Source organism: Mesorhizobium sp. M4B.F.Ca.ET.017.02.2.1 (genome assembly GCF_003998955.1).
Classification (GTDB): domain Bacteria; phylum Pseudomonadota; class Alphaproteobacteria; order Rhizobiales; family Rhizobiaceae; genus Mesorhizobium; species Mesorhizobium abyssinicae.
The window spans coordinates 1-20004 of the sequence record NZ_RZOF01000023.1 but is presented as its reverse complement, the minus strand read 5'-3'; the positions used below and the strand labels follow the sequence as shown (position 1 = coordinate 20004).

Below are 20004 nucleotides of genomic sequence, written 5' to 3'. Positions count from 1 at the left end.
GCCAGTACATCCGTGGTCGCGCGCCTGAGGTGAACCAGCGGCCAGTAGACAGGTCTTTGGTTAACCAATCCCTAACCCCGACCGGTCGCCAGGCTCAGCGACGCCACTTGCCGGCGCTTACGCCTTGGCCTGCGACCGCACATAGGCAATGTAGCCGCGCACGTCGCCGGCCGGCTCGGCATACGCCTTGCCGAGCTTCTTCTCCATCGCCGCCATATAGTCCTTCGCCCACTGCGGCAGCGCATAGTCGATGACCGCCAGGAATTCGAGCGTCGCCGCCAGCCTTATGTCGGCGATCGACGGGTTGCTGCCGCCGATGAACGGCTTGCCGTTGCGGAAGAAGCTGTGGAAGACCTCCAGCGGCTCGGCGATTGCGGAGGCGGCCGCCTTCTGGGCCTCCGATTTCCTGTCGGGATGCGCGTCGCTGTGGCCGACCTCGCCGGCATATTGCGGGAAGCCGAGCGCCGGATAAGTGGCGCGCGCCACGTAAGGGTAGAGCGTGCCGACAAGGTAGAACATGGCGCTGTCGATCATGGCCCGCTTGGCCGGCGCCTTGGGGTAGAACTTCTCCAGTCCGTGCTTGTTGGCGAGATACTGCATGATGGCGCAGCTTTCCCACAGCACGCCCCGCGGCAGGCCCTTGTCCTCGATCATCGGCGTCAGATGGGCCGGGTTGCGCGCCAGGAATTCCGGCGAGCGCGTAAGCCCCCAGGCGTCGGTCTCGGCATGGTCGAAGCCGGCGGCGCGCGCGAACACCCGAACGGTCATGTTGTTGACGCTCGGCTTCAGCATGCTGAGCTTCAGCCCCGGCTTCTTCGCCGGTTTGGCCTCAGGCGCGGCCCTTGCCGTCGCCTGCCCGGCCTTAGCTGTCGCCCTCGCGGCTGGCTTGGCTGCTGCTTTTGCCTTTGCCTTTGTTGCCGACTTCGCAGCCGCTTTCGCCGCCGGCTTGGCGGTCTTTGTTGCCGGCTTGGTTGCCGGTTTGCTTGCGCTCTTTGTTGCTGCCTTCGCCATCTGTTCCTCCCTCAGGCTTGTCAGTCTCGTGCGTATGGATTTTTTGGCCCCCGATCATCCGACAAGGTCGCGCGCGACCATTCGACCAGCGTCTGGATCGCGTCGGCGAGATGCACTTCCGCGATGTTGTAATCGCCGCGCGCGACACGGATCTTGTGCGCCTGCATCAGCACGTCGGCATGGGTGAAGCCCGTCGGCGGCTCGAAGCGATACGAGGCGAGCTCGATCAGCAGGCCAAGCGGATCCTCGAAATAGATCGAATCCATGAAGCCGCGATCCTTGACGCCGCTATGCTTGATGCCGCGCTCGTCGAGCCGGCCAACCGCCTGCAGGAAGGTGACGCGCGACACCGAAAAGGCGATGTGGTGGACGCAGCCCGTATCGGTTGGCGTGCGCCTGGCCACCGCCGCGCGGCTCTCGTCGGTAAAGACGGTGATCAGCCGGCCGTCGCCCGGATCGAAATAGAGATGGCTCTCGCTCGCCTTGTCGAGATTGGGCTGCTCGAAGACGAAGGGCATGCCGAGCACGCCTTCCCAGAAATCGATCGAGGTCTGGCGCCCGGCGCCGACCAGCGTGATGTGATGGACGCCCTGCGACTGCAGTTTCTGCATCGGTCTCCCTTCCCGGAACCCGGCATCGGCGCCCACCGGATCTACGCCCGGCCTTTTGCACCGCCGCGCCGAGCGATAGCCAAAGTCCCATCACACGATGCTAAATCAATCGGGCCCTGCGCGCCAGAAGCGAAGGCGGTTCCGTCTGCCAGATCAGAAACGCCGATCGTGCACGTTGGAAAGTGCGTGCCTCCGTCGCGTTGACGACAGGGCTCTTTCGAGCTCATGGGCTTGTTTCAAGGGTGCGAGCGCGGTGACTTGTCGATGGGCAGTCACTAATGTTAGTCGCCGTTTTCGTATGCCCTGGGGGTATCGATGTTTCCCAACCAAGTCTTTTGCCGCATCTGTCACGTAAAGATCGGATATGAGGAGCGGGAGCTGCACATTCGCAGCGAGTTTGCTCATCGCGGTGTCCCGGTTCACTGGTATCTGGACCACGACGTCGCCGATCTCTCTGCAGAGGATCGACAGGCAGCTCTCAAACCTGCGCAGGTGTCCCTGGCGCGCAAGCACATTGGCATCTGGAGAGAATTCCTCAACACGGACTTGCCGTATTGCCTGGTGTTTGAGGATGACGTGTTTCTCGCTCGCAACTTCGTGGCACGCCTCGAAGACGCGCTTCAGGAGCTTGCGGCGGGCAGACAGGCGGTCGTTTATCTGGGCAATGGCGGCAACTACTACACGCCAAGGTCCAAGCTGACAAAGGGCAGATCGCTCTATCCTGCGAACCATAGTCGCTGCACGGATTCCTACATCTTGACTCGCTCCGCCGCGCAAGCGCGATGCAACTGGTTCGACCGAAACGAACTTAATCTTCCAATCGATATTGCGGTAAATGACTGCGACAAGGCCACCGGTACGGACATACTGTGGTTCGAGCGCCCTATCGTAGAACAGGGCACGCACAACGGCCGGTTCACGACGTCGATCGAGGGCGGCAAGCAGAGGCCTCTCTGGTGGAAACGCATTGAATGGAGGTGGAAAAAGTATCGCCGGCAGTTCTTTGGCCACACCGCGAACTAACCAAAGCGCTCGACAAACCGCTCAGCCGGCAGATCGAAGGCTGCCTTTTCTTGCTTCAGCTTTTCCAGCGGCCAGTCCCACCAACGAATTCGTTGCATCGCGTCGATGGTTTCGTCCGAGAAACGGTATCTAATCAGCCTGGCCGGGTTGCCGGCTGCAATTGCATAGGGCGGAACATCCTTGGTTACCACTCCCCGCCGCAACAACGGCGCCATTGCCGATGGTGACCCCTGACAGGATTATGGCGCGGGCTCCAATCCAGACGTCATTGCCAACGACGATCGGCCCCTTCGTCTGAAGATACTGATCTATCGTTTTCGTCATCAGGACCTGATTCTGCAAACCGAAATTGGATGCAGTCTCGGTCGGATGATCTGCCTGGCAAACAAACAGCACGCCCGGCGCTATCGCGCAGAAAGCGCCAATAATCACCGGCGATTTCTCAGTGCAATAGAGGAAGGAGCTGCTGCTTAGGTTGTGAGAATGTCGTCCGACCAGGACATGTTCAGGCAATCGGTGCCTGCCCAGGAAAATCTTTTTGTCCCGAAACCATCTGCTCACTTTCGACATTGCACCGCTGCCTCCCCAGCATCGCGAAAATTGCCCCGGCCACCTGACAGGGGCGATCCGCCAGTGGCCGATACACCTGACCCTCTGAGTCTTTGCCTCTGGAAATGATAGCAGCGATTTTGGGCACCGGCGCGAGGTCAAACAAGGCAACAGACCGATCGATGGTGCGAGACGGCGAGATTGAGGCGCGCATCTTGAGATCAACGCGCCTGCGGGGCGCTGAAGTAGCAATCACCAAAGGTCCTATGACCGCCTTGGGATTGATGACCGAACTCGTGATATTGCTTGGTACGCCCAAGGGGAATCGAACCCCTGTTCCCGCCGTGAGAGGGCGGTGTCCTGACCGCTAGACGATGGGCGCGCTCAAGAACCGGCTACATAGGCTGGCGGCTGGGAAAAAGCAACTGGGGTTTCGGCGCGTTCGCTGACATTCCAAAACTGTCGAGCTCAGCCCTGTCGTTTCGGCTCGATCAGGTCCCAGAGATTGCCGTGGAGATCGGCGAACACCGCCACCGTGCCATAGGCCTCGAAGCGGGGCGCTTCGCGGAACTCGACGCCGTTTGCGAGCATCGCCTGATGGTCGCGGGCAAAGTCGTCGGTTTCGAGGAACAGGAAGACCCGGCCGCCGGTCTGGTCGCCGATGCGGCTTGCCTGCTCGGCGTCGGATGCTTCGGCCAGCAGCAGCCGCGCGCCGTTTCCGTTCGCCGGCGCAACGGTGACCCAGCGCTTGCCGCCGCCGAGGTCGACATCGTCGGTGAGCACGAAGCCCGCCCGCTCGACATACCAGGCAATCGCCTCGTCATAGTCCCTGACCACGATCGCCACCGTGGCCACCCGGCGGTTGTCGGCAAAGCCCGTCATTTATTGCGAATGGCAAGACGGCCAACGAGGCGGCGCTCGCCAATGTCGTAGACGAAGATGGCGCGACTGCCGTCGGCAAGCTCGGCATCGATCGAGATGCGGTTGCCGGACAGCGACTGGCTGACCACCTTGGCGCCGACGGGCAGCACGATGTCGGCGCTCAACGGTTCGCCGGCCGGCACCTGGATATCGCCGGCAACCGGGGCGCTGGCAGGCGGCGCGTTGCGCGCTTTGTAGACAAGCGCTCCGATCACCACCATAAGGGCAAGCAACAAAAGGCCGAGATTGATGGCCATGAAGCGCAAGAGTTTCTTCCGCACGCTTTCGACCCCGGGATCGAGCGGCTTTTCTTCGTCTTCGTCGGCAATCGGCCTGACCATGGCAAAAATTCCGGAACCTTCTTTCGATGAGCGCTCATAGCGAAGAGACCCAGCAATTCATAGAGGCAGCCCCGATCGTGCTGCAGGCAGGGGCCGATGCCGTCGGCCAGCGCCTCGACCAATGGCTGGCCGGCCAACTCGGCCCTGACATGTCGCGCAGCCGCGTGCAGATGCTGATCAGGCAGGGCGCGGTCAGCATCGGCGGCAAGGTCGTCGAGGAGGCCAAGCGCAAGATGTCCGCCGGCGAGCGGGTAGCGGTCGAGATGCCGGAGCCCGAGCCGGCCGAGCCCCGCGGCGAGGCGATCGCGCTCGACATCCTCCATGAGGACGACGAAGTGATCGTCATCAACAAGCCGGCGGGACTGGTCGTCCACCCCGGCGCCGGCAACTGGACCGGAACGCTGGTCAATGCCCTCATCCACCATTGCGGCGACAGCCTGTCAGGCATTGGCGGTGTCAGGCGGCCCGGCATCGTCCATCGTCTCGACAAGGAGACCAGCGGCGTCATGGTCGTCGCCAAGACCGACCGCGCCCACAAGGCGCTGTCGGAGGCCTTTGCCGATCATGGCCGCACCGGCGACCTCGAACGCGCCTATCTGGCGCTGGTCTGGGGCATTCCGTCGAGACCGACCGGCACGGTCGATGCGCCGCTCGGCCGCGCCGCCGACCGCGTGCGCCGCGCCGTGGTGCCGCAAGGCCGCGACGACGCCCGCCACGCGGTCACGCACTTTAGCGTGATCGAGCGCTTCGGCGAGCGGCAGAAGGACCTCGCCACCGCAAGCCTGGTCGAATGCCGGCTGGAGACCGGCCGCACCCACCAGATCCGCGTCCACATGGCCCATATCGGCCATCCCGTCGTCGGCGATCCCGATTACGGCCAGGCTTTCCGCACCAAGGCAAACCGGTTGCCCGAACCGCTGAAAGGCGCTGTCAATGCCTTTCCGCGGCAAGCCCTGCACGCTTGGCTGCTTGAATTCCGACACCCGGCTACCCATCTAACGATGAGGTTCGAGGCGCCGATACCGAGGGACATGGAGGAACTCGTCGGCGGCTTTCGCAATCTCTGAGCCCGCCATCAAGACGCTTCAAGCCAACCATCAAAAAACCTGACTGGCGTTGTTCACTTCAGCGTGACACACTGTTTCGTGTTGAACAAATGCCTGTCTTTTCTGGTTTTGTTCCTATATACACCAGTTGCCGCGGATGAGCCGATTGGCATTCGCGTCACATGCCCGCCGCGTTTCGGGGGCATCACTCCAATAGAGAGGGGGCGCTATCATGGCCCAGTCACTACCCAGTATCGTTTCCGGCGAAGGCGGCCTCAGCCGCTACCTGGAAGAAATCCGTCGCTTTCCGATGCTTCAGCCGCAGGAAGAGTACATGCTCGCCAAGCGTTACGCCGAGCATGAGGACACCACGGCCGCGCACAAGCTCGTCACCAGCCATTTGCGGCTCGTCGCCAAGATCGCCATGGGCTATCGCGGCTACGGCCTGCCGATCGGCGAGGTGATCTCGGAAGGCAATGTCGGCCTGATGCAGGCCGTCAAGAAATTCGAACCGGAGCGCGGCTTCCGGCTCGCCACCTATGCCATGTGGTGGATCAAGGCCTCGATCCAGGAGTACATCCTGCGCTCGTGGAGCCTGGTCAAGATGGGCACCACCGCCAACCAGAAGCGCCTGTTCTTCAATCTGCGCAAGGTGAAGGGCAAGATCCAGGCGCTCGACGATGGCGACCTGAAGCCCGAGCAGATCGCCGAGATCGCCACGCGCCTCAACGTCTCCGAGGCGGAAGTGGTGTCGATGAACCGCCGCCTCTCGGGCGACGCTTCGCTCAATGCCCCGATCCGCGCCAGCGAGGGCGAGTCCGGCGAATGGCAGGACTGGCTGGTCGACGACCACGAAAGCCAGGAAGAGATGCTGATCGAGCAGGACGAGCTGGAAAACCGGCGCTCCATGCTGTCGGGCGCCCTTTCCGTGCTCAACGAGCGCGAACGGCGCATCTTCGAGGCGCGCCGCCTCGCCGACGAGCCGCTGACGCTGGAAGAGCTGTCGGCCGAGTTCGACATCAGCCGCGAGCGCGTGCGCCAGATCGAGGTGCGCGCCTTCGAGAAGGTGCAGGACGCGGTCAAGGCCGCAGCCAAGCGCCAGACCCAGGCCCTGCGCACCATCGAGGCGCAGCCGGCGGCTTAGCCAGCTGAAGGCATAAATGAAAAGGCGGCGCTCCGGCGCCGCCTTTTTTGTTTGGCGAAGGCGGCGAAACCAGCCCTTTCTCCCCGTCACTATACGGGGAGAAATGTCCGGCAGGACAATGAGGGGCAGCGCCCACGCCGCGAGGTTTTCCTTTCAGAACGACCTACGAAGGTTTCGGCGCAATCACAGCCGAACGCGGCGCTGCCCCTCATCCGCCCTTCGGGCACCTTCTCACCGTTCACGGGGAGAAGTTAAAGGGCTCACGCCGAAGGCTGCTTGGTCTTCCTCAGATACGGCAGGATCGTATCGAAGGCGCCGAAGCGCTTGATCGCGTCCTCGTTGGAGACCGCGGCGGTGATGATGACATCCTCGCCCTGTTTCCAGTTCGCCGGCGTCGCCACCTGGTGCTTGGCCGTCAGCTGGATGGAATCGATGACGCGCAGGATCTCGTCGAAGTTGCGGCCCGTGGTCATCGGATAGGTCAGCACCAGCTTGATCTTCTTGTCCGGCCCGATGACATAGACCGAACGCACCGTGGCGTTGTCGGCCGGCGTGCGGCCTTCCGAGCTCTCGCCGGCGCCGGCCGGCAGCATCTCGTAGAGCTTGGCGACCGCGAGGTCCTTGTCGCCGATCAGCGGATATTTCACCTCTTGGCCGGTCGCCGTCTTGATGTCGGCCTGCCACTTGTCGTGGCTGGCGACCGGGTCGACGGAAATGCCGATGATCTTGACGTTGCGCTTTTTGAACTCACCCTCCAGCCCGGCCATGGTGCCGAGCTCGGTCGTGCAGACCGGGGTGAAGTTCTTCGGGTGGCTGAACAGCACCGCCCAGCCATCGCCGATCCATTGATGGAAGCTGATCGTCCCTTGCGTGGTTTCGGCCGTGAAGTCCGGCGCGATATCGTTGATCCGAAGACTCATGACATGTCCCTACCCTTTGACTGCCGCCGGCATGCCGCGCCGGCACCGCTCGCAATCTCTACCACTCCCAAGGCAGGCTTCATACGGCGCAGGCCGCCGGGAATGGCGCCGGCGATGAAAAATTTTCATCTTTTCTCGGCAAATCCGGCAGGAATTTCTGCCGCCTCGGGCTCAGGCCTTCTTGACCGCCAGCGTCGTCGCCAGGTCTTCCATGCGCTGGGCCAGCGCGCCCAGCGCGTCGGTCAGCACGCCGTCGCTCTTGCCGGCCTTGGCCAGCGCGTCGTCGCGCGTCTTGCGCAGCGTCAGCACTTCGCTTTCCATGCCCTTGACGCGCTTCTGCAGCTCCGAAAGCTCGTCCATGACCATGATGCCGGCCATCACCGTCAGCCGCTGGTCGCCGATCTCGCCGAACGAGTCCTTGAGATGCGCGACATAGCGGTCGAAGCGCTCGGCCAAGTCGATCAGGTGCTCTTCCTGGCCCTCGTCGCAAGCCATGCGGTACTGCTTGCCGTCGATGGAAACCGTGACCTGTGCCATTGGCCTACCTGTCCAACACCGCGCGGATGGTTTCCATGGCGGTCACCAGCCTGCGCGATACTTCCTTGTTGGCGTCTTCCAGCCGCTCGGCGCGCGCTTCGGAATTGTCGAGTTCCTGCGCCAGCCTTGAGCGGTCGGCGTTCATGCGCTGCACCTCCGCCTCGGCCTCCGAATAGTCGCGCTCGTGCTCGAGCTTGGCCGCGACGGCGTTTTCCAGGCCTTCGATGGCTTTGCCAAGCCTGGCGATGACTTCCTTGAGCGTCGTTTCCCCGGTCATGGCTCGTCCTGCACCCTGCCCATCACCGAATCGTTCGTGTTCAGAACGCGTTATCCAGGAAACATTAGGCGCCGTGTGAAGGCAACGTCAATAAAGCTCTCGCGACTGTCCCCCGCTAACGCTAATGTAGGTCTGCCGGGGCCATCACAAGCCCGGCAAAAACGCACCGATTTGTTGACTCAAGGGCCGCGCCTGCTATGTGTCGCGCACCCTTTCCAGGCCTGTCCCAGGGCCTCAAACCCCCACCCCGGAGGAAGCATGACCTCGCGTGAACAACATGACCGGATGGCCAATGCGATCCGTTTCCTTTCCATGGACGCCGTCGAGAAGGCCAATTCCGGCCACCCGGGCCTGCCCATGGGCTGCGCCGACATCGCCACGGTGCTGTTCACCCGCTTCCTGAAATTCGACGCCAAGGCCCCGCACTGGGCCGACCGCGACCGCTTCATCCTGTCGGCCGGCCACGGCTCGATGCTGCTCTACTCGCTGCTCTATCTGACCGGTTACGAGGACATGACCCTCGACCAGATCAAGAATTTCCGCCAACTCGGATCGAAGACCGCCGGTCATCCAGAATACGGCCATGCCGCCGGCATCGAGACTACAACTGGGCCGCTCGGCCAGGGTCTCGCCAACTCGGTCGGCTTCGCGCTCGGCGAGCGCATCATGAACGCCGCCTTCGGCAAGGACCTCGTCGACCACTACACCTATGTTCTGGCCGGCGACGGCTGCCTGATGGAGGGCGTCTCCCAGGAGGCCATCGCGCTCGCCGGGCATCTCAAGCTCAACAAGCTGATCGTGCTGTGGGACAACAACAACATCTCGATCGACGGCCCGGTGTCGCTCGCCGACAACACCGACCAGGTCGCCCGCTTCCAGGCCTCCGGCTGGAACGCTACCCACATCGACGGCTTCGATCCGGAAGCCATCGCCTACGCCATCGAGGCGGCGCGCCACTCCGACAAGCCGACGATGATCGCCTGCAAGACCACCATCGGTTTCGGCGCCCCGACCAAGGCCGGCACCAACAAGGCGCACGGCTCGCCGCTCGGCGCCGAGGAAATCGCCGGCGCGCGCAAATTCTTCGGCTGGGATTCGCCGCCCTTCGAGGTTCCCGCCGACATCCTCGACGCCTGGCGCGCCGCCGGCCAGGCCGGCGCCAAGGTCCGCGCCGACTGGGAAGGCCGTCTCGCCAAGGCCGACGCCACGCTGAAGGGCGAGTTCGAGCGCCGCATCTCCGGCAAGCTGCCGTCGAACTTCGACAGCGTGATCGCCGACTACAAGAAGAAGCTCTCGGCCGACAAGCCCAAGGTCGCCACCCGCAAGTCCTCGGAAATGGCGCTGGAAGTCATCAACGGCGCGGTGCCGGAAACCATCGGCGGCTCGGCCGACCTGACCGGCTCCAACAACACCAAGACCAGCCAGACCAAGAACATCACCCCTGACGACTATGGCCAGCGCTATGTCCACTACGGCATCCGCGAGCATGGCATGGCGGCAGCGATCAACGGCCTGACGCTGCATGGCGGCCTGATCGCCTATGGCGGCACGTTCCTGTGCTTCTCCGACTATGCCCGTCCGTCGATGCGGCTGGCCTCGCTGATGGGCATCCGCTCGATCTTCGTCATGACCCATGACTCGATCGGCCTCGGCGAGGACGGTCCGACGCACCAGCCGGTCGAGCATGTGGCAGCGCTTCGCGCCATCCCCAACCACAACGTCTTCCGCCCGGCCGACGCGGTCGAGACGGCGGAGTGCTGGCAGCTGGCGCTCGAATCCGAAAAGACGCCGTCGACGCTGGCGCTGACCCGCCAGAACCTGCCGACCGTTCGCACCGAGCACAGCGAGAAGAACCTCAGCGCGTCCGGCGCCTATGAGCTCGCCGCGGCGAACGGCGAGGCGGCGGTGACCATCTTCGCCACCGGCTCCGAGGTCGAGGTCGCGCTCGGCGCGCGTGAGTTGCTGCAGCAGCACGGCCACCCGACCCGCGTCGTCTCGGTGCCCTGCTTCGAACTGTTCGACCAGCAGAGCGACGACTACCGCAGGAAGACGATCGGCAATGCGAAGGTGAAGGTCGCAATCGAAGCCGGCATCCGCCAGGGCTGGGACCATATTATCGGCAGCGATGGCATCTTTGTCGGCATGACCGGCTTCGGTGCCTCGGGCACCATCGAGCAGCTCTATCCGCATTTCGGCATCACCGCCGAAGCGGCGGCGAAAGCGGCGGAAGCCCGCCTGCACGGCAAGTAAGGGTTGAGCCAAGCGAGCCCGTCAAAACCAAGCATGGCCGCCTTGGCGGGCTGGCCCAACCTAATCGATTTAAATCCAAGCCTTCCAAGGCTGGATTCTTCGCCCGTCCGCCGCTATGAAGCTGCGGACCCAATCGCCTTCCAGCTCCCAGGGAGAGAAACATGACCGTCAGAGTTGCCATCAACGGATTCGGCCGTATCGGCCGCAACATCCTGCGAGCCATCCATGAATCCGGCCGCAAGGACATCGACGTCGTCGCCGTCAACGACCTCGGCCCGGTCGAGACCAATGCGCATCTCTTGCGCTACGACAGCGTGCATGGCCGCTTCCCGCATGAAGTGACGGTCGACGGCGATCAGATCTCGGTCGGCTCGGAGAAGTTCAAGGTCACCGCCATCAAGGACCCGACCCAGCTGCCGTGGAAGGAACTCGGCGTCGACATCGCGCTCGAGTGCACCGGCATCTTCACCGCCCGCGACAAGGCGGCGGCGCATCTCACCGCCGGCGCCAAGCGTGTCATCGTCTCGGCGCCGGCCGAAGGCGCCGACCTCACCGTCGTCTACGGCATCAACCACGACAAGCTGACCAAGGACCACATCGTCATCTCGAACGCGTCCTGCACCACCAACTGCCTGGCGCCGCTCGCCGCCGTGCTGCACGAGACCGTCGGCATCGAGAAGGGCATGATGACGACGATCCACTCCTACACCGGCGACCAGCCGACGCTGGACACGATGCACAAGGACCTCTACCGCGCCCGCGCGGCGGCGCTGTCGCAGATCCCGACCTCGACCGGTGCAGCCAAGGCGATCGGCCTGGTGCTGCCCGACCTCAAGGGCAAGCTCGACGGCATCTCGATCCGCGTGCCGACCCCGAACGTCTCGGTCGTCGACTTCAAGTTCATCGCCAAGCGCTCGACCACCGCGCAGGAGATCAACGAAGCGGTGATCGCCGCCTCCAAGGGCAAGCTGAAGGGCGTGCTCGCCGTTACCCATCACCCGAATGTCTCGATCGACTTCAACCACGATCCGCATTCCTCGATCGTCGCCCTCGACCAGACCAAGGTCATGGACGGCAACTTCGTGTCGGCGCTCTCCTGGTACGACAATGAATGGGGCTTCTCCAACCGCATGGGCGACACCGCGGTCGCCTTCGGCAAGACCATCGCCTGATCGCGGCGGACTTCGATCTTTCCAGACCAGACGCCCGGCTTCGGCCGGGCGTTTTTCGTTTGCGGGCCGGGCTGGCGCCCCAAGCGGCAAAAGCTCCGGAAATCAGCCCCATAGGAGCAAAAAACCACGCTGCCGCCTTGCACTGGTCATGTCTTCGCCCCACTCTGCCGTAAAGCGGGGAGGGAGGCGGATTTGAGGGGCAATTCCGGATGGAGCATGCGATCTATCTTGTAACGCTGGTCGGCACCGCCCTTGTCGTTGCCGCCGCGTTTTCGAGCCTGATCGCCTTTCGCTTCGGCGCTCCCCTCCTGCTTCTCTTCCTCTGCATCGGTCTGGCGACCGGAACCGACGGCCTCGGCATCGAATTCGACAACGCAAGGCTGGCCTATTTTGCCGGCTCACTGGCGCTGGCCGTCATCCTGTTCGATTCCGGTTTCGGCACGCCGCTCAATGCGCTGCGCCAGGCAGCCGGGCCGGCGCTGTCGCTGGCGACCGTCGGCGTCATCCTGACCACCGGCCTGTTCGGCGCCGCCGCCTATTACCTGCTCGACCTCACCTGGCTGGAATCCTTCCTGCTCGGCGCCGCCGTCGCCTCGACCGATGCGGCTGCGGTGTTCTTTCTGCTGCGCGCCGGCGAGATCAATTTGCGCGAGCGCGTGCGCGCGACGCTCGAGGTGGAATCCGGCACCAATGACCCGATCGCCATCTTCCTCACCATCACCCTGGTCGAGATCATCGCCGCCCACGCCAATCCCGAGGCCAATGTGCTGGTCACCAACCTCGCGCTCGGCTTCCTGCTCAACATGGGTGTCGGCGCCGTCGTCGGCATTCTCGGCGGCCTCGCGATCGTGCGCCTTGTCGAGCGGCTGAACCTCGACCACGGCCTGCTGCCGATCTTCGTGCTGACGCTGTCGCTGATGGTGTTCGCAGCCGCCGGCGCCATTGGCGGCTCCGGCTTCCTGGCGGTCTACCTCGCCGGCCTGATAGCGGGCAATTCCGACATCCGCGCCGTCACCATCCTCAAGCGCTTCCAGGACGGCATGTCATGGCTGGCGCAGATCATCATGTTCCTGATCCTCGGCCTGTTCGCCACGCCCTCGCAGTTTCCGGCGATCCTGGTGCCGGCGGTCCTGCTCGGCCTGTTCCTGATCTTCGTGGCGCGGCCGGTCGCCGTCTGGCTTTGCCTTGTCCCGTTCCGCCTGCCGCGGCCCGAGGTGGCTTTCGTCTCCTGGGTCGGACTGCGCGGCGCGGTCTCCATCCTGCTTGCCATCACGCCACTGCTCGGTGGCCTGGAAAACGGCCGCGTCATCTTCAACACCGCCTTCATCATCGTGCTGGTATCGCTGGTCGTGCAGGGCTGGACCGTCGGGCCGCTGGCGCGCCGCCTCGGCCTCATCGTGCCGGCGAGGCTCGGGCCGCTCGACAAGGTCGAGCTCGAACTGCCGGGCTCGGCCCATCACGAGCTGCTCGCCTATCGCGTGGCGCCGGGCAGCCCGGTGGCGCGCGGCGAGCGCATCCCGCGCTGGGCGCGGCCCTCGCTGGTGCTGCGCGACGGCCGCTCGATGCGATTCCAGGACATGGGCCGGCTGGCCGCCGGCGACCAGGTCTATATCTTCGTGCCGGATCGTTATCCGCGCCTGCTCGACAAGCTGTTCGCCAGCCGCGCCGTGGTCGATCCGGAGGACGCGGATTTCTTCGGCGCCTTCGCGCTCGATCCGACGCGCTTGGCCGAGGAATTGGAGGCCGCCTATGGGCCGGGCCTGACCGAGGCCGAGCGCAAGCTGACCGTCGGCGCCCTGGTGACGGAGCGGCTCGGCGGCCATCCCGAATATGCCGACCGGGTGCTGATCGGACCGATCGAGCTCATCGTGCGCGACGTCGACGACAAGGGGCGGATCATCGGCCTCGGCCTGTCCTTCGAGCCGACCGCGCCGGTGGCGCGCGTACCGGTGTTCCTGAGCGCCGGCGAGATCCGCGACCGCATCGCCGCCTTCGTCCGCGGCTGGCGCAAGCCGGCGCAGGCGCCTGCCGTCGAAGCGCCGCCCGAACAGCCCGCGACGCCCGAGCCGACAGCGCAAAAGGCAACAAGCGAAAGCTGATCTTACGCGCCTACATCATTTTTGCGCGCGCGCTTCAACGCGGGCCTTGCATCGTCGCCGTTGGCGGGTAAGGTCCCCGCGATTTTCGAGGAAAGGGACCAGCATGGCCGGCTTCAAGACACTGGACGACATCGGCAACATCTCCGGCAAGCGCGTGCTGGTGCGCGTCGACCTCAATGTTCCCGTCGCCGACGGCAAGGTCACCGACGTCACCCGCATCGAGCGCATCGCGCCGACCATCGCCGAACTGTCCGGCAAGGGCGCCAAGGTCATCCTGCTTGCCCATTTCGGCCGTCCCAAGGACGGACCCACGCCCGAATTCTCGCTGGAGCCGATCGCCGGCGCCACGGCGCACGTGCTCGGCCGGCCCGTCGGCTTCGCCGCCGACTGCATCGGCGACGTAGCGGGCAGCGCCGTCGCCGCCATGGACAAGGGCGATGTGCTGCTTTTGGAAAACACACGCTTCTACAAGGCCGAGGAGAAGAACGACCCGGCCTTCACCGAGAAGCTCGCCGCCAACGGCGACATCTTCGTCAACGACGCCTTTTCCGCCGCGCACCGTGCCCATTCCTCGACTGAAGGCCTGGCGCATCTGTTGCCGGCCTTCGCCGGCCGCACCATGCAGGCCGAGCTCGACGCGCTGGAAAAGGGCCTCGGCAATCCCGTCCGCCCGGTCGTCGCCATCGTCGGCGGCGCCAAGGTCTCGACCAAGATCGACCTCTTGATGAACCTGGTGAAGAAGGTCGACGCGCTGGTCATCGGGGGCGGCATGGCCAACACCTTCCTGGCCGCGCGCGGCACCGCCGTCGGCAAGTCGCTCTGCGAGCATGATCTTGCCGCCACTGCCAAGCAGATCATGATCGAGGCGGCCGAAGCCGGCTGCGCCATCATCCTGCCGGGCGACGGCGTCGTGGCGAAGGAGTTCAAGGCCGGGGCCGCCAGCGAGACCGTCGCCATATCGGACGTGCCGGCCGACGGCATGATCCTCGACGTCGGCGAAAAGACCGTGAAGGCCGTCGGCGACTGGATCGACCGCGCCGCCACGCTGGTCTGGAACGGCCCGCTCGGCGCCTTCGAGATCGAACCTTTCGACCGCGCCACGGTGGCGGCGGCAAGGCACGCCGCCGAACGCACCAAGGCAGGCAAGCTGGTCTCGGTGGCCGGCGGCGGCGACACGGTGGCCGCGCTCAACCACGCCGGCGTCGCCGACGACTTCACCTATGTCTCGACCGCCGGCGGCGCCTTCCTTGAGTGGATGGAAGGCAAGCCGCTGCCCGGCGTCGAGGTGCTGAAGCGCTGAAGCAATTCCAGGAAAACCGCGCAGCGGTTTTCCGTTCGGAATTGGGTGGAGCAAAGCATTTGCAGCCAGGCGGCGATGCTTGGCGTTGCGGAAATGCGACCGGAGCGATTGACCCGATCAAGACTCGGCGAGCCGGCCCCGCGGCGCGACTTTCAATCGATTTCGCGCTTTCCGGCATCATTCCTTTGGCGGTAGAGTTCCGTGAACCGCGGAAAACCACTGTCAGGAGGAAGCACAATGAGCGAACGTCTCGAAGACATTGCCGCCGCGATCGTGGCCGACGGCAAGGGCCTGTTGGCCGCCGATGAAAGCTCCGGCACCATCAAGAAGCGCTTCGACGTGATCGGCGTCGAATCGACGGCCGACAGCCGCCGCGACTATCGCGAGATGATGTTCCGCGCCAAGGACGCGATGACGCGCTACATTTCCGGTGTCATCCTCTATGACGAGACCATCCGCCAGAAGGCCGCCGACGGCACGCCGCTGGTCGACATCATCAAGGCGTCAGGCGCCATCCCTGGCATCAAGGTCGATGCCGGCGCCAAGCCGCTGGCCGGCTTTCCCGGCGACACCGTCACCGAGGGCCTCGACGGCCTGCGTGAGCGGCTTGCCGACTACTACAAGCTCGGCGCCCGCTTCGCCAAATGGCGCGCGGTGATCGATATCGACATCGCCAAGGGCGTACCGTCGACAACGTCGATCGGTTCGAACGCGCATGCGCTCGCCCGCTATGCCGCGCTCTGCCAGGAGGCGGGCATCGTGCCAATCGTCGAGCCGGAAGTGCTGATGGACGGCGCCCACGGCATCGACACCTGCTACGAGATCAGCAAGGCGACGCTGCTCAAGCTCTATGACGAGCTCTATGCCGCGCGCGTCGTGCTCGAAGGCACCATCCTGAAGCCGAACATGGTCATATCGGGCAAGAAATCGGGCAAGTTGGACAGTCCCGAGATCGTCGCGGAAAAGACGATCAAACTGTTCCGCGAGACGGTGCCGGCGGCGGTTGCGGGCATTGCCTTCCTCTCCGGCGGCCAATCGGACGAGGAGGCGACCGCCAACCTCAATGCCATCAACGCCATCGGCCCGCATCCGTGGAAGCTGACCTTCTCCTACGGCCGTGCCCTGCAGGCCGCCGCGCAGAAGGCCTGGAGCGGCAAGGCATCGAACGTCGCCGCCGGCCAGGCCGCCTTTGTCCATCGCGCCCACATGAACCATCTGGCGGCGCTCGGCAAATGGCAGCAGGCGCTGGAAAAGGCCGCCTGACACGTTTCTTCAGACGCGACGCAAAACCCGGGCTCACCGCCCGGGTTTTGTTTTTCGCGGCGGCATCCCCACTTCTGGGACTGCGCGGAAAAGCGCGTCGGCCATGTCGGATCGCGCCGATATCGAACGTCCTTGGCAGGAGAGGACAGGAGATCGTCATGCATCGCAATGCCGTCGTTTCGCGGGAAGACTGGTTCGAGGCGCACAAAAGGCACCTCGATCGCGAGAAGGAACTGACGCGGCTGCGCGACAAGATCGCCGCCGAACGGCGCGAATTGCCCTGGCTGAAGATCCGCAAGGACTACGTCTTCGAGAGCGAGCAAGGCCCGAAGCGGCTGGCCGGGCTCTTTGGCGAAAACAGCCAGCTGATCGTCTATCACTTCATGCTGGCGCCCGGTTCGAACCATCGCTGCGAGGGCTGCTCGTTCCTTGCCGACCATATAGACGGCGCCAATCTGCATCTTCAGCACCACGACGTGTCGCTGGTCGTGGTGGCGCGCGCGCCGCTGGCCGAGCTGTCGCCCTACAAGCAGCGCATGGGCTGGCGGTTCGACTGGGTGTCGTCCTATGCGTCCGACTTCAACTTCGACATGCAGGTTTCCTTCACCGACAAGCAGATCGCCGCCGGCGACACCACCTACAACTTCGAAAGGCGCGCGCGCACGTCGAAGGACCTGCCCGGCGTCAGCGTGTTCTACCGCGACGGGGCCGGCGACATCTTCCTCACCTTCACGTCGCGCGCCCGCGGTGGCGATCCACTGATCGGCGCCTATCACTATCTCGACATGACGCCGAAGGGCCGCAACGAGACCGGCCCCTATGGTGGCCTGATGGACTGGGTACGGCTGCATGACGAGTACGGGGACGTATCCGAGCCGCCGCCGGCCTGTTGCGACTGAACCGGCGGCTAATGCATGTCGCCCAAAAGTGGCCCCGGTTTTGGGAAACGACATGCATAAAACAAAGAGCTAAAGCGCGTCGCATGAGGCCGTTCAGGCGCGACGCGCTTTAGTTAGATCGTTCACCCGCACAACAATATGCGCTAAGGGCATGAGCCATGCAGCGCCTGCTCGCCCTCCTCACCTGGCTCGCCTTTCCCGTCTACGTCTGGCAGGGGCTCGGCGTGCGCCGTCGCACCAGCCGCATGCTGCCGGCGCGCGGTCCGGTCATGCATGAGATGCCGGGCAAGGCGCCGCCGATCACGCTGCTGGTGCTGGGCGATTCCTCCGCCGCCTCGGTCGGCATCGGCCATTCCGAGAACGGGCTCGCGGCGCAGCTTGCCATCCTGATTTCAGAGCGAACGGGCAGCGCCGTGCGCTGGCGGGCGGCCGGCTTCAATTCGGCGACTTCCGGCCAGGTGCGCGACCATGTCCTGCCCAATTTGTCGGCCGATCCGTGGACGCATATCGTGCTCGCCATCGGCACCAACGACACCAAGAACTTCCACTCGGTGCCACGCTTCAAGAAGGAGTTCGGCGGCCTGCTTTACGCGCTGCGCGCCAAATGGCCGGAGGCGCGCGTGGTGTGGTCGCCGGTGCTGGAGTTCACCCGGGCGCCGGCGATGCCCTCCCTGCTTGGCAGGATCCTCGAGATCAGGGCTGCCGAGATGAACCGGATGGGCAAGCGCCTCTGCCTGGAGCGCGGCGCGGTGCCTGCGTCGCGGCTGCCGATCCTCGATCCGCAGGCCGGCTTTGCCGTCGACGGATTCCATGCCTCGGAAGCCGGCTACCGCGCCTGGGCGGAGCATTTGCTCGCCCCTGTTCTGGGCGAGCAGCCCTCGGCGTAGGCAGCCGATGGGGTGACGTCGCGGCTCTAGCCCCAGTGCCCCAGCACGGCGGTGAGCGAAATCGCCGCCATGGCAAGCAGCGCCAGCTTCCAGAAATCGCTGCGCCGCTTCAGCCCCGGCCAGCCGAGCGGCTTGATCAGCTGGATGACCATGATGCCAATGATGACGAGCGCGAGGAGTTTCGACATGCCGCTTTTGAGCAGCATCGCGGCCAGCTGTCAAAGCCGGCGTCGTTGCTTTGAAGCCGGGCGGAACCGGGCAGGACAGCCGCTTCTCCGCGTGCCAGCCAGACTGACCGCAATCTCCTTCGAAAGGCTGCCATCCTCCTGACAGACTGCTGTCAGCAGGGGTGTGCGATAGTGTCCTCATCAAAGAAGAGGAGACTAGCCATGACCGGTTACCAGATACTGCGCGGTGTGCAGCACTATGTCGGCAAGATCCGCACGATGCGCAACGAGATCCGCACCCAGCGTTTCATGAATGGCTTGCCGGCGGACATTCGCAAGGACATCGGCTGGCCGGATATGTACGCCAACGGCCGCCACATCGACCAATGAGCTTTTTTTGCGTGCCGCGCTTGGATGCGGACACCGCGGTGCCCAGATCTAGACGCGTCGGCGAATATGCTGAACCCTCCTGACAGTATGCTGTCAGGAGGGTCGTGTCATGGTGTGGCAGGAGTAGAGAGTGAACTTCGCATGGTGAAGAGCTGGAACGACAGGCTGAACACGCCGGGCGTCAATGGCATCAAGCCGTCGCCGCGGAGCTTTGCCGACGTCGTCGAAGGCCAGCCGATGCTGGTGCCGACAGCGCGCCAGGTCGATGATTTCATCCGTTCGATCCCGGAAGGCGTCGAGATGGACGTCCGCGCGCTGCGCACCGCGCTGGCCATCGAGCACGGGGCTGAAGTGACATGCCCGGTCGCCATCGGCTATCATTTGCGCACCGTGGCCGAGGCGGCCGGCGAGGATCTCGAGCACGGCATGGCGCTGAGCGAGATCGCGCCGTTCTGGCGGGTGCTGGACGCCAGGACGCCGACAACGAGGAACTGTCCTTCGGCACGGAGTTCGTCGCCGTGCAGCGCAAGCGCGAAGGGCTGAAGCCATAGTGCATGTCGCCCAAAAGTGGGAACCGGTTTTGGGAACCACGACATGCATAGAAACAACGTGCATGTCGCCCAAAGGTGGGAACCGGTTTTGGGAACCACGACATGCATAGCAACAACGTGCATGTCGCCCAGAAGTGGGAACCGGTTTTGGGGCCACGACATGCATAGAAACAACATCGAGGAACCATACGATGCGTCGTGCCGACAGGCTCTTCCAGATCGTGCAGCATTTGCGCGGCGGCCGTCTGGTCACCGCCCAGAAGCTGGGTGCGTGGCTCGAGGTTTCCGAGCGCACGATCTATCGCGACATCGCCGACCTGCAGTCGACTGGCGTGCCGATCGACGGCGAGGCGGGCGTCGGCTACATGATGAGGGAGGGTTTCGACCTTCCGCCGCTGATGTTCACGCGTGACGAGATCGTGGCGCTGGTCGCCGGCGCCCGCATGGTGCGCGCCTTTGGCGGCGCCGCCATGGCGCGGGCCGCCGACGAGGCGCTGGTCAAGATCGGCGCCGTGCTGCCCGATACCGAGAAGGACCGCATCGCCCGCACCGAGATCCACACGCCGATGTGGGTGGTGAGCGATGCCGCGCGCGAGGCGATCGACCTGATCGAGCGCGCGATCGAGAAACGCCAGGTCCTGACCAT

At 64.3% G+C, this 20004-nt stretch carries 23 protein-coding genes and 1 tRNA gene; 13 read left to right on the top strand and 11 right to left on the bottom strand.

The genetic code is table 11. The features are described 5' to 3' along the window. Positions 1–117: 117 nt before the first annotated feature. Positions 118–1011, bottom strand: a complete 894-nt coding sequence (locus EN738_RS05300; protein WP_127282789.1) for a glutathione S-transferase family protein — start codon at positions 1009–1011, stop codon at positions 118–120. A gap of 20 nt (positions 1012–1031) precedes the next feature. Further along, complete coding sequence (locus EN738_RS05295; RefSeq protein WP_127282788.1) at positions 1032–1622, bottom strand: VOC family protein; 591 nt, start codon at positions 1620–1622, stop codon at positions 1032–1034. A 315-nt stretch (positions 1623–1937) separates the two neighbouring features. On the opposite strand from EN738_RS05295, the gene EN738_RS05290 reads away from it, so the two are divergent. Next, positions 1938–2645, top strand: a complete 708-nt coding sequence (locus EN738_RS05290) for a glycosyltransferase family 25 protein (protein WP_127282787.1) — start codon at positions 1938–1940, stop codon at positions 2643–2645. Here the strand turns inward: EN738_RS05290 and EN738_RS35880 are convergent. From EN738_RS35880 to EN738_RS05270, 5 genes are all read right to left on the bottom strand, one after another. Next, positions 2642–2860 carry a hypothetical protein gene (locus EN738_RS35880; RefSeq protein ID WP_281034306.1) on the bottom strand — a complete coding sequence of 73 codons (219 nt, stop codon included), beginning with the start codon at positions 2858–2860 and terminating at the stop codon, positions 2642–2644. The genes EN738_RS05290 and EN738_RS35880 overlap by 4 nt on opposite strands. Next, positions 2775–2969 (bottom strand): DapH/DapD/GlmU-related protein, encoded by a 195-nt coding sequence (locus tag EN738_RS36740; RefSeq protein ID WP_281034305.1) that lies wholly within the window; start codon positions 2967–2969, stop codon positions 2775–2777. Before EN738_RS36740 ends, EN738_RS35880 begins: the two co-directional genes overlap by 86 nt. A gap of 532 nt (positions 2970–3501) precedes the next feature. Further along, positions 3502–3576, bottom strand: a tRNA-Glu gene (locus tag EN738_RS05280). 86 nt (positions 3577–3662) lie between these two features. Beyond that, positions 3663–4076 carry a VOC family protein gene (locus EN738_RS05275; protein WP_127282786.1) on the bottom strand — a complete coding sequence of 138 codons (414 nt, stop codon included), beginning with the start codon at positions 4074–4076 and terminating at the stop codon, positions 3663–3665. Continuing rightward, positions 4073–4456: a fimbrial protein gene (locus EN738_RS05270; RefSeq protein WP_127282785.1), complete on the bottom strand. Its 384-nt coding sequence runs from the start codon at positions 4454–4456 to the stop codon at positions 4073–4075. The genes EN738_RS05275 and EN738_RS05270 overlap by 4 nt, the downstream gene beginning before the upstream one ends. Positions 4457–4482: 26 nt before the next feature. Between EN738_RS05270 and EN738_RS05265 the strand changes: the two genes are divergently transcribed. Then, positions 4483–5523: an RluA family pseudouridine synthase gene (locus EN738_RS05265; protein WP_127282784.1), complete on the top strand. Its 1041-nt coding sequence runs from the start codon at positions 4483–4485 to the stop codon at positions 5521–5523. A 211-nt stretch (positions 5524–5734) separates the two neighbouring features. Further along, a complete protein-coding gene (gene rpoH / locus EN738_RS05260) occupies positions 5735–6646 on the top strand; it encodes an RNA polymerase sigma factor RpoH (RefSeq protein ID WP_127282783.1) in 912 nt (303 codons plus the stop codon). Between the two features lie 260 nt (positions 6647–6906). Here the strand turns inward: rpoH and EN738_RS05255 are convergent, their stop codons facing one another. From EN738_RS05255 to EN738_RS05245, 3 genes are all read right to left on the bottom strand, one after another. Further along, the gene (locus EN738_RS05255; RefSeq protein ID WP_127282782.1) at positions 6907–7566 is read right to left on the bottom strand and encodes a peroxiredoxin; all 660 of its coding nucleotides are present in this window, start codon (positions 7564–7566) and stop codon (positions 6907–6909) included. A 171-nt stretch (positions 7567–7737) separates the two neighbouring features. Next, positions 7738–8103, bottom strand: coding sequence for a cell division protein ZapA (locus EN738_RS05250; protein WP_127282781.1), 366 nt, complete (start codon positions 8101–8103; stop codon positions 7738–7740). A 4-nt stretch (positions 8104–8107) separates the two neighbouring features. Next, positions 8108–8380: a DUF4164 domain-containing protein gene (locus EN738_RS05245; RefSeq protein ID WP_006200774.1), complete on the bottom strand. Its 273-nt coding sequence runs from the start codon at positions 8378–8380 to the stop codon at positions 8108–8110. Positions 8381–8638: 258 nt separating this feature from the next. Here EN738_RS05245 and tkt point away from each other — a divergent pair, with 258 nt between their 5' ends. The 7 genes from tkt to EN738_RS05210 all read left to right on the top strand — a co-directional run bounded on the left by tkt (position 8639) and on the right by EN738_RS05210 (position 18250). Next, entirely contained in the window at positions 8639–10630 is a 1992-nt protein-coding gene (tkt, locus tag EN738_RS05240; protein WP_127282780.1) for a transketolase, read from the top strand. Positions 10631–10791: 161 nt separating this feature from the next. Next, complete coding sequence (gene gap, locus EN738_RS05235; RefSeq protein WP_127282779.1) at positions 10792–11802, top strand: type I glyceraldehyde-3-phosphate dehydrogenase; 1011 nt, start codon at positions 10792–10794, stop codon at positions 11800–11802. Between the two features lie 209 nt (positions 11803–12011). Then, on the top strand, positions 12012–13901 hold the full coding sequence (locus EN738_RS05230; RefSeq protein WP_127282778.1) for a potassium/proton antiporter: 1890 nt from the start codon (positions 12012–12014) through the stop codon (positions 13899–13901). A 103-nt stretch (positions 13902–14004) separates the two neighbouring features. Then, the gene (locus EN738_RS05225; protein ID WP_127282777.1) at positions 14005–15201 is read left to right on the top strand and encodes a phosphoglycerate kinase; all 1197 of its coding nucleotides are present in this window, start codon (positions 14005–14007) and stop codon (positions 15199–15201) included. Between the two features lie 237 nt (positions 15202–15438). Next, on the top strand, positions 15439–16464 hold the full coding sequence (locus EN738_RS05220) for a class I fructose-bisphosphate aldolase (RefSeq protein WP_127282776.1): 1026 nt from the start codon (positions 15439–15441) through the stop codon (positions 16462–16464). 158 nt (positions 16465–16622) lie between these two features. Next, positions 16623–17363: a thioredoxin family protein gene (locus tag EN738_RS05215; protein WP_127282775.1), complete on the top strand. Its 741-nt coding sequence runs from the start codon at positions 16623–16625 to the stop codon at positions 17361–17363. A gap of 158 nt (positions 17364–17521) precedes the next feature. Further along, positions 17522–18250, top strand: coding sequence for an SGNH/GDSL hydrolase family protein (locus EN738_RS05210; RefSeq protein ID WP_127282774.1), 729 nt, complete (start codon positions 17522–17524; stop codon positions 18248–18250). A gap of 26 nt (positions 18251–18276) precedes the next feature. On the opposite strand, the gene EN738_RS05205 is transcribed toward EN738_RS05210, so the two are convergent. Further along, positions 18277–18456, bottom strand: coding sequence for a hypothetical protein (locus tag EN738_RS05205; RefSeq protein ID WP_210214066.1), 180 nt, complete (start codon positions 18454–18456; stop codon positions 18277–18279). A 183-nt stretch (positions 18457–18639) separates the two neighbouring features. Between EN738_RS05205 and EN738_RS05200 the strand changes: the two genes are divergently transcribed. The 3 genes from EN738_RS05200 to EN738_RS05190 all read left to right on the top strand — a co-directional run. Further along, entirely contained in the window at positions 18640–18807 is a 168-nt protein-coding gene (locus EN738_RS05200) for a hypothetical protein (protein ID WP_127282773.1), read from the top strand. Positions 18808–18948: 141 nt separating this feature from the next. Next, entirely contained in the window at positions 18949–19350 is a 402-nt protein-coding gene (locus tag EN738_RS05195) for a hypothetical protein (RefSeq protein WP_245494369.1), read from the top strand. 199 nt (positions 19351–19549) lie between these two features. Further along, the coding region (locus EN738_RS05190) for a YafY family protein (protein ID WP_145966826.1) at positions 19550–20004 on the top strand (455 nt) is incomplete at its 3' end.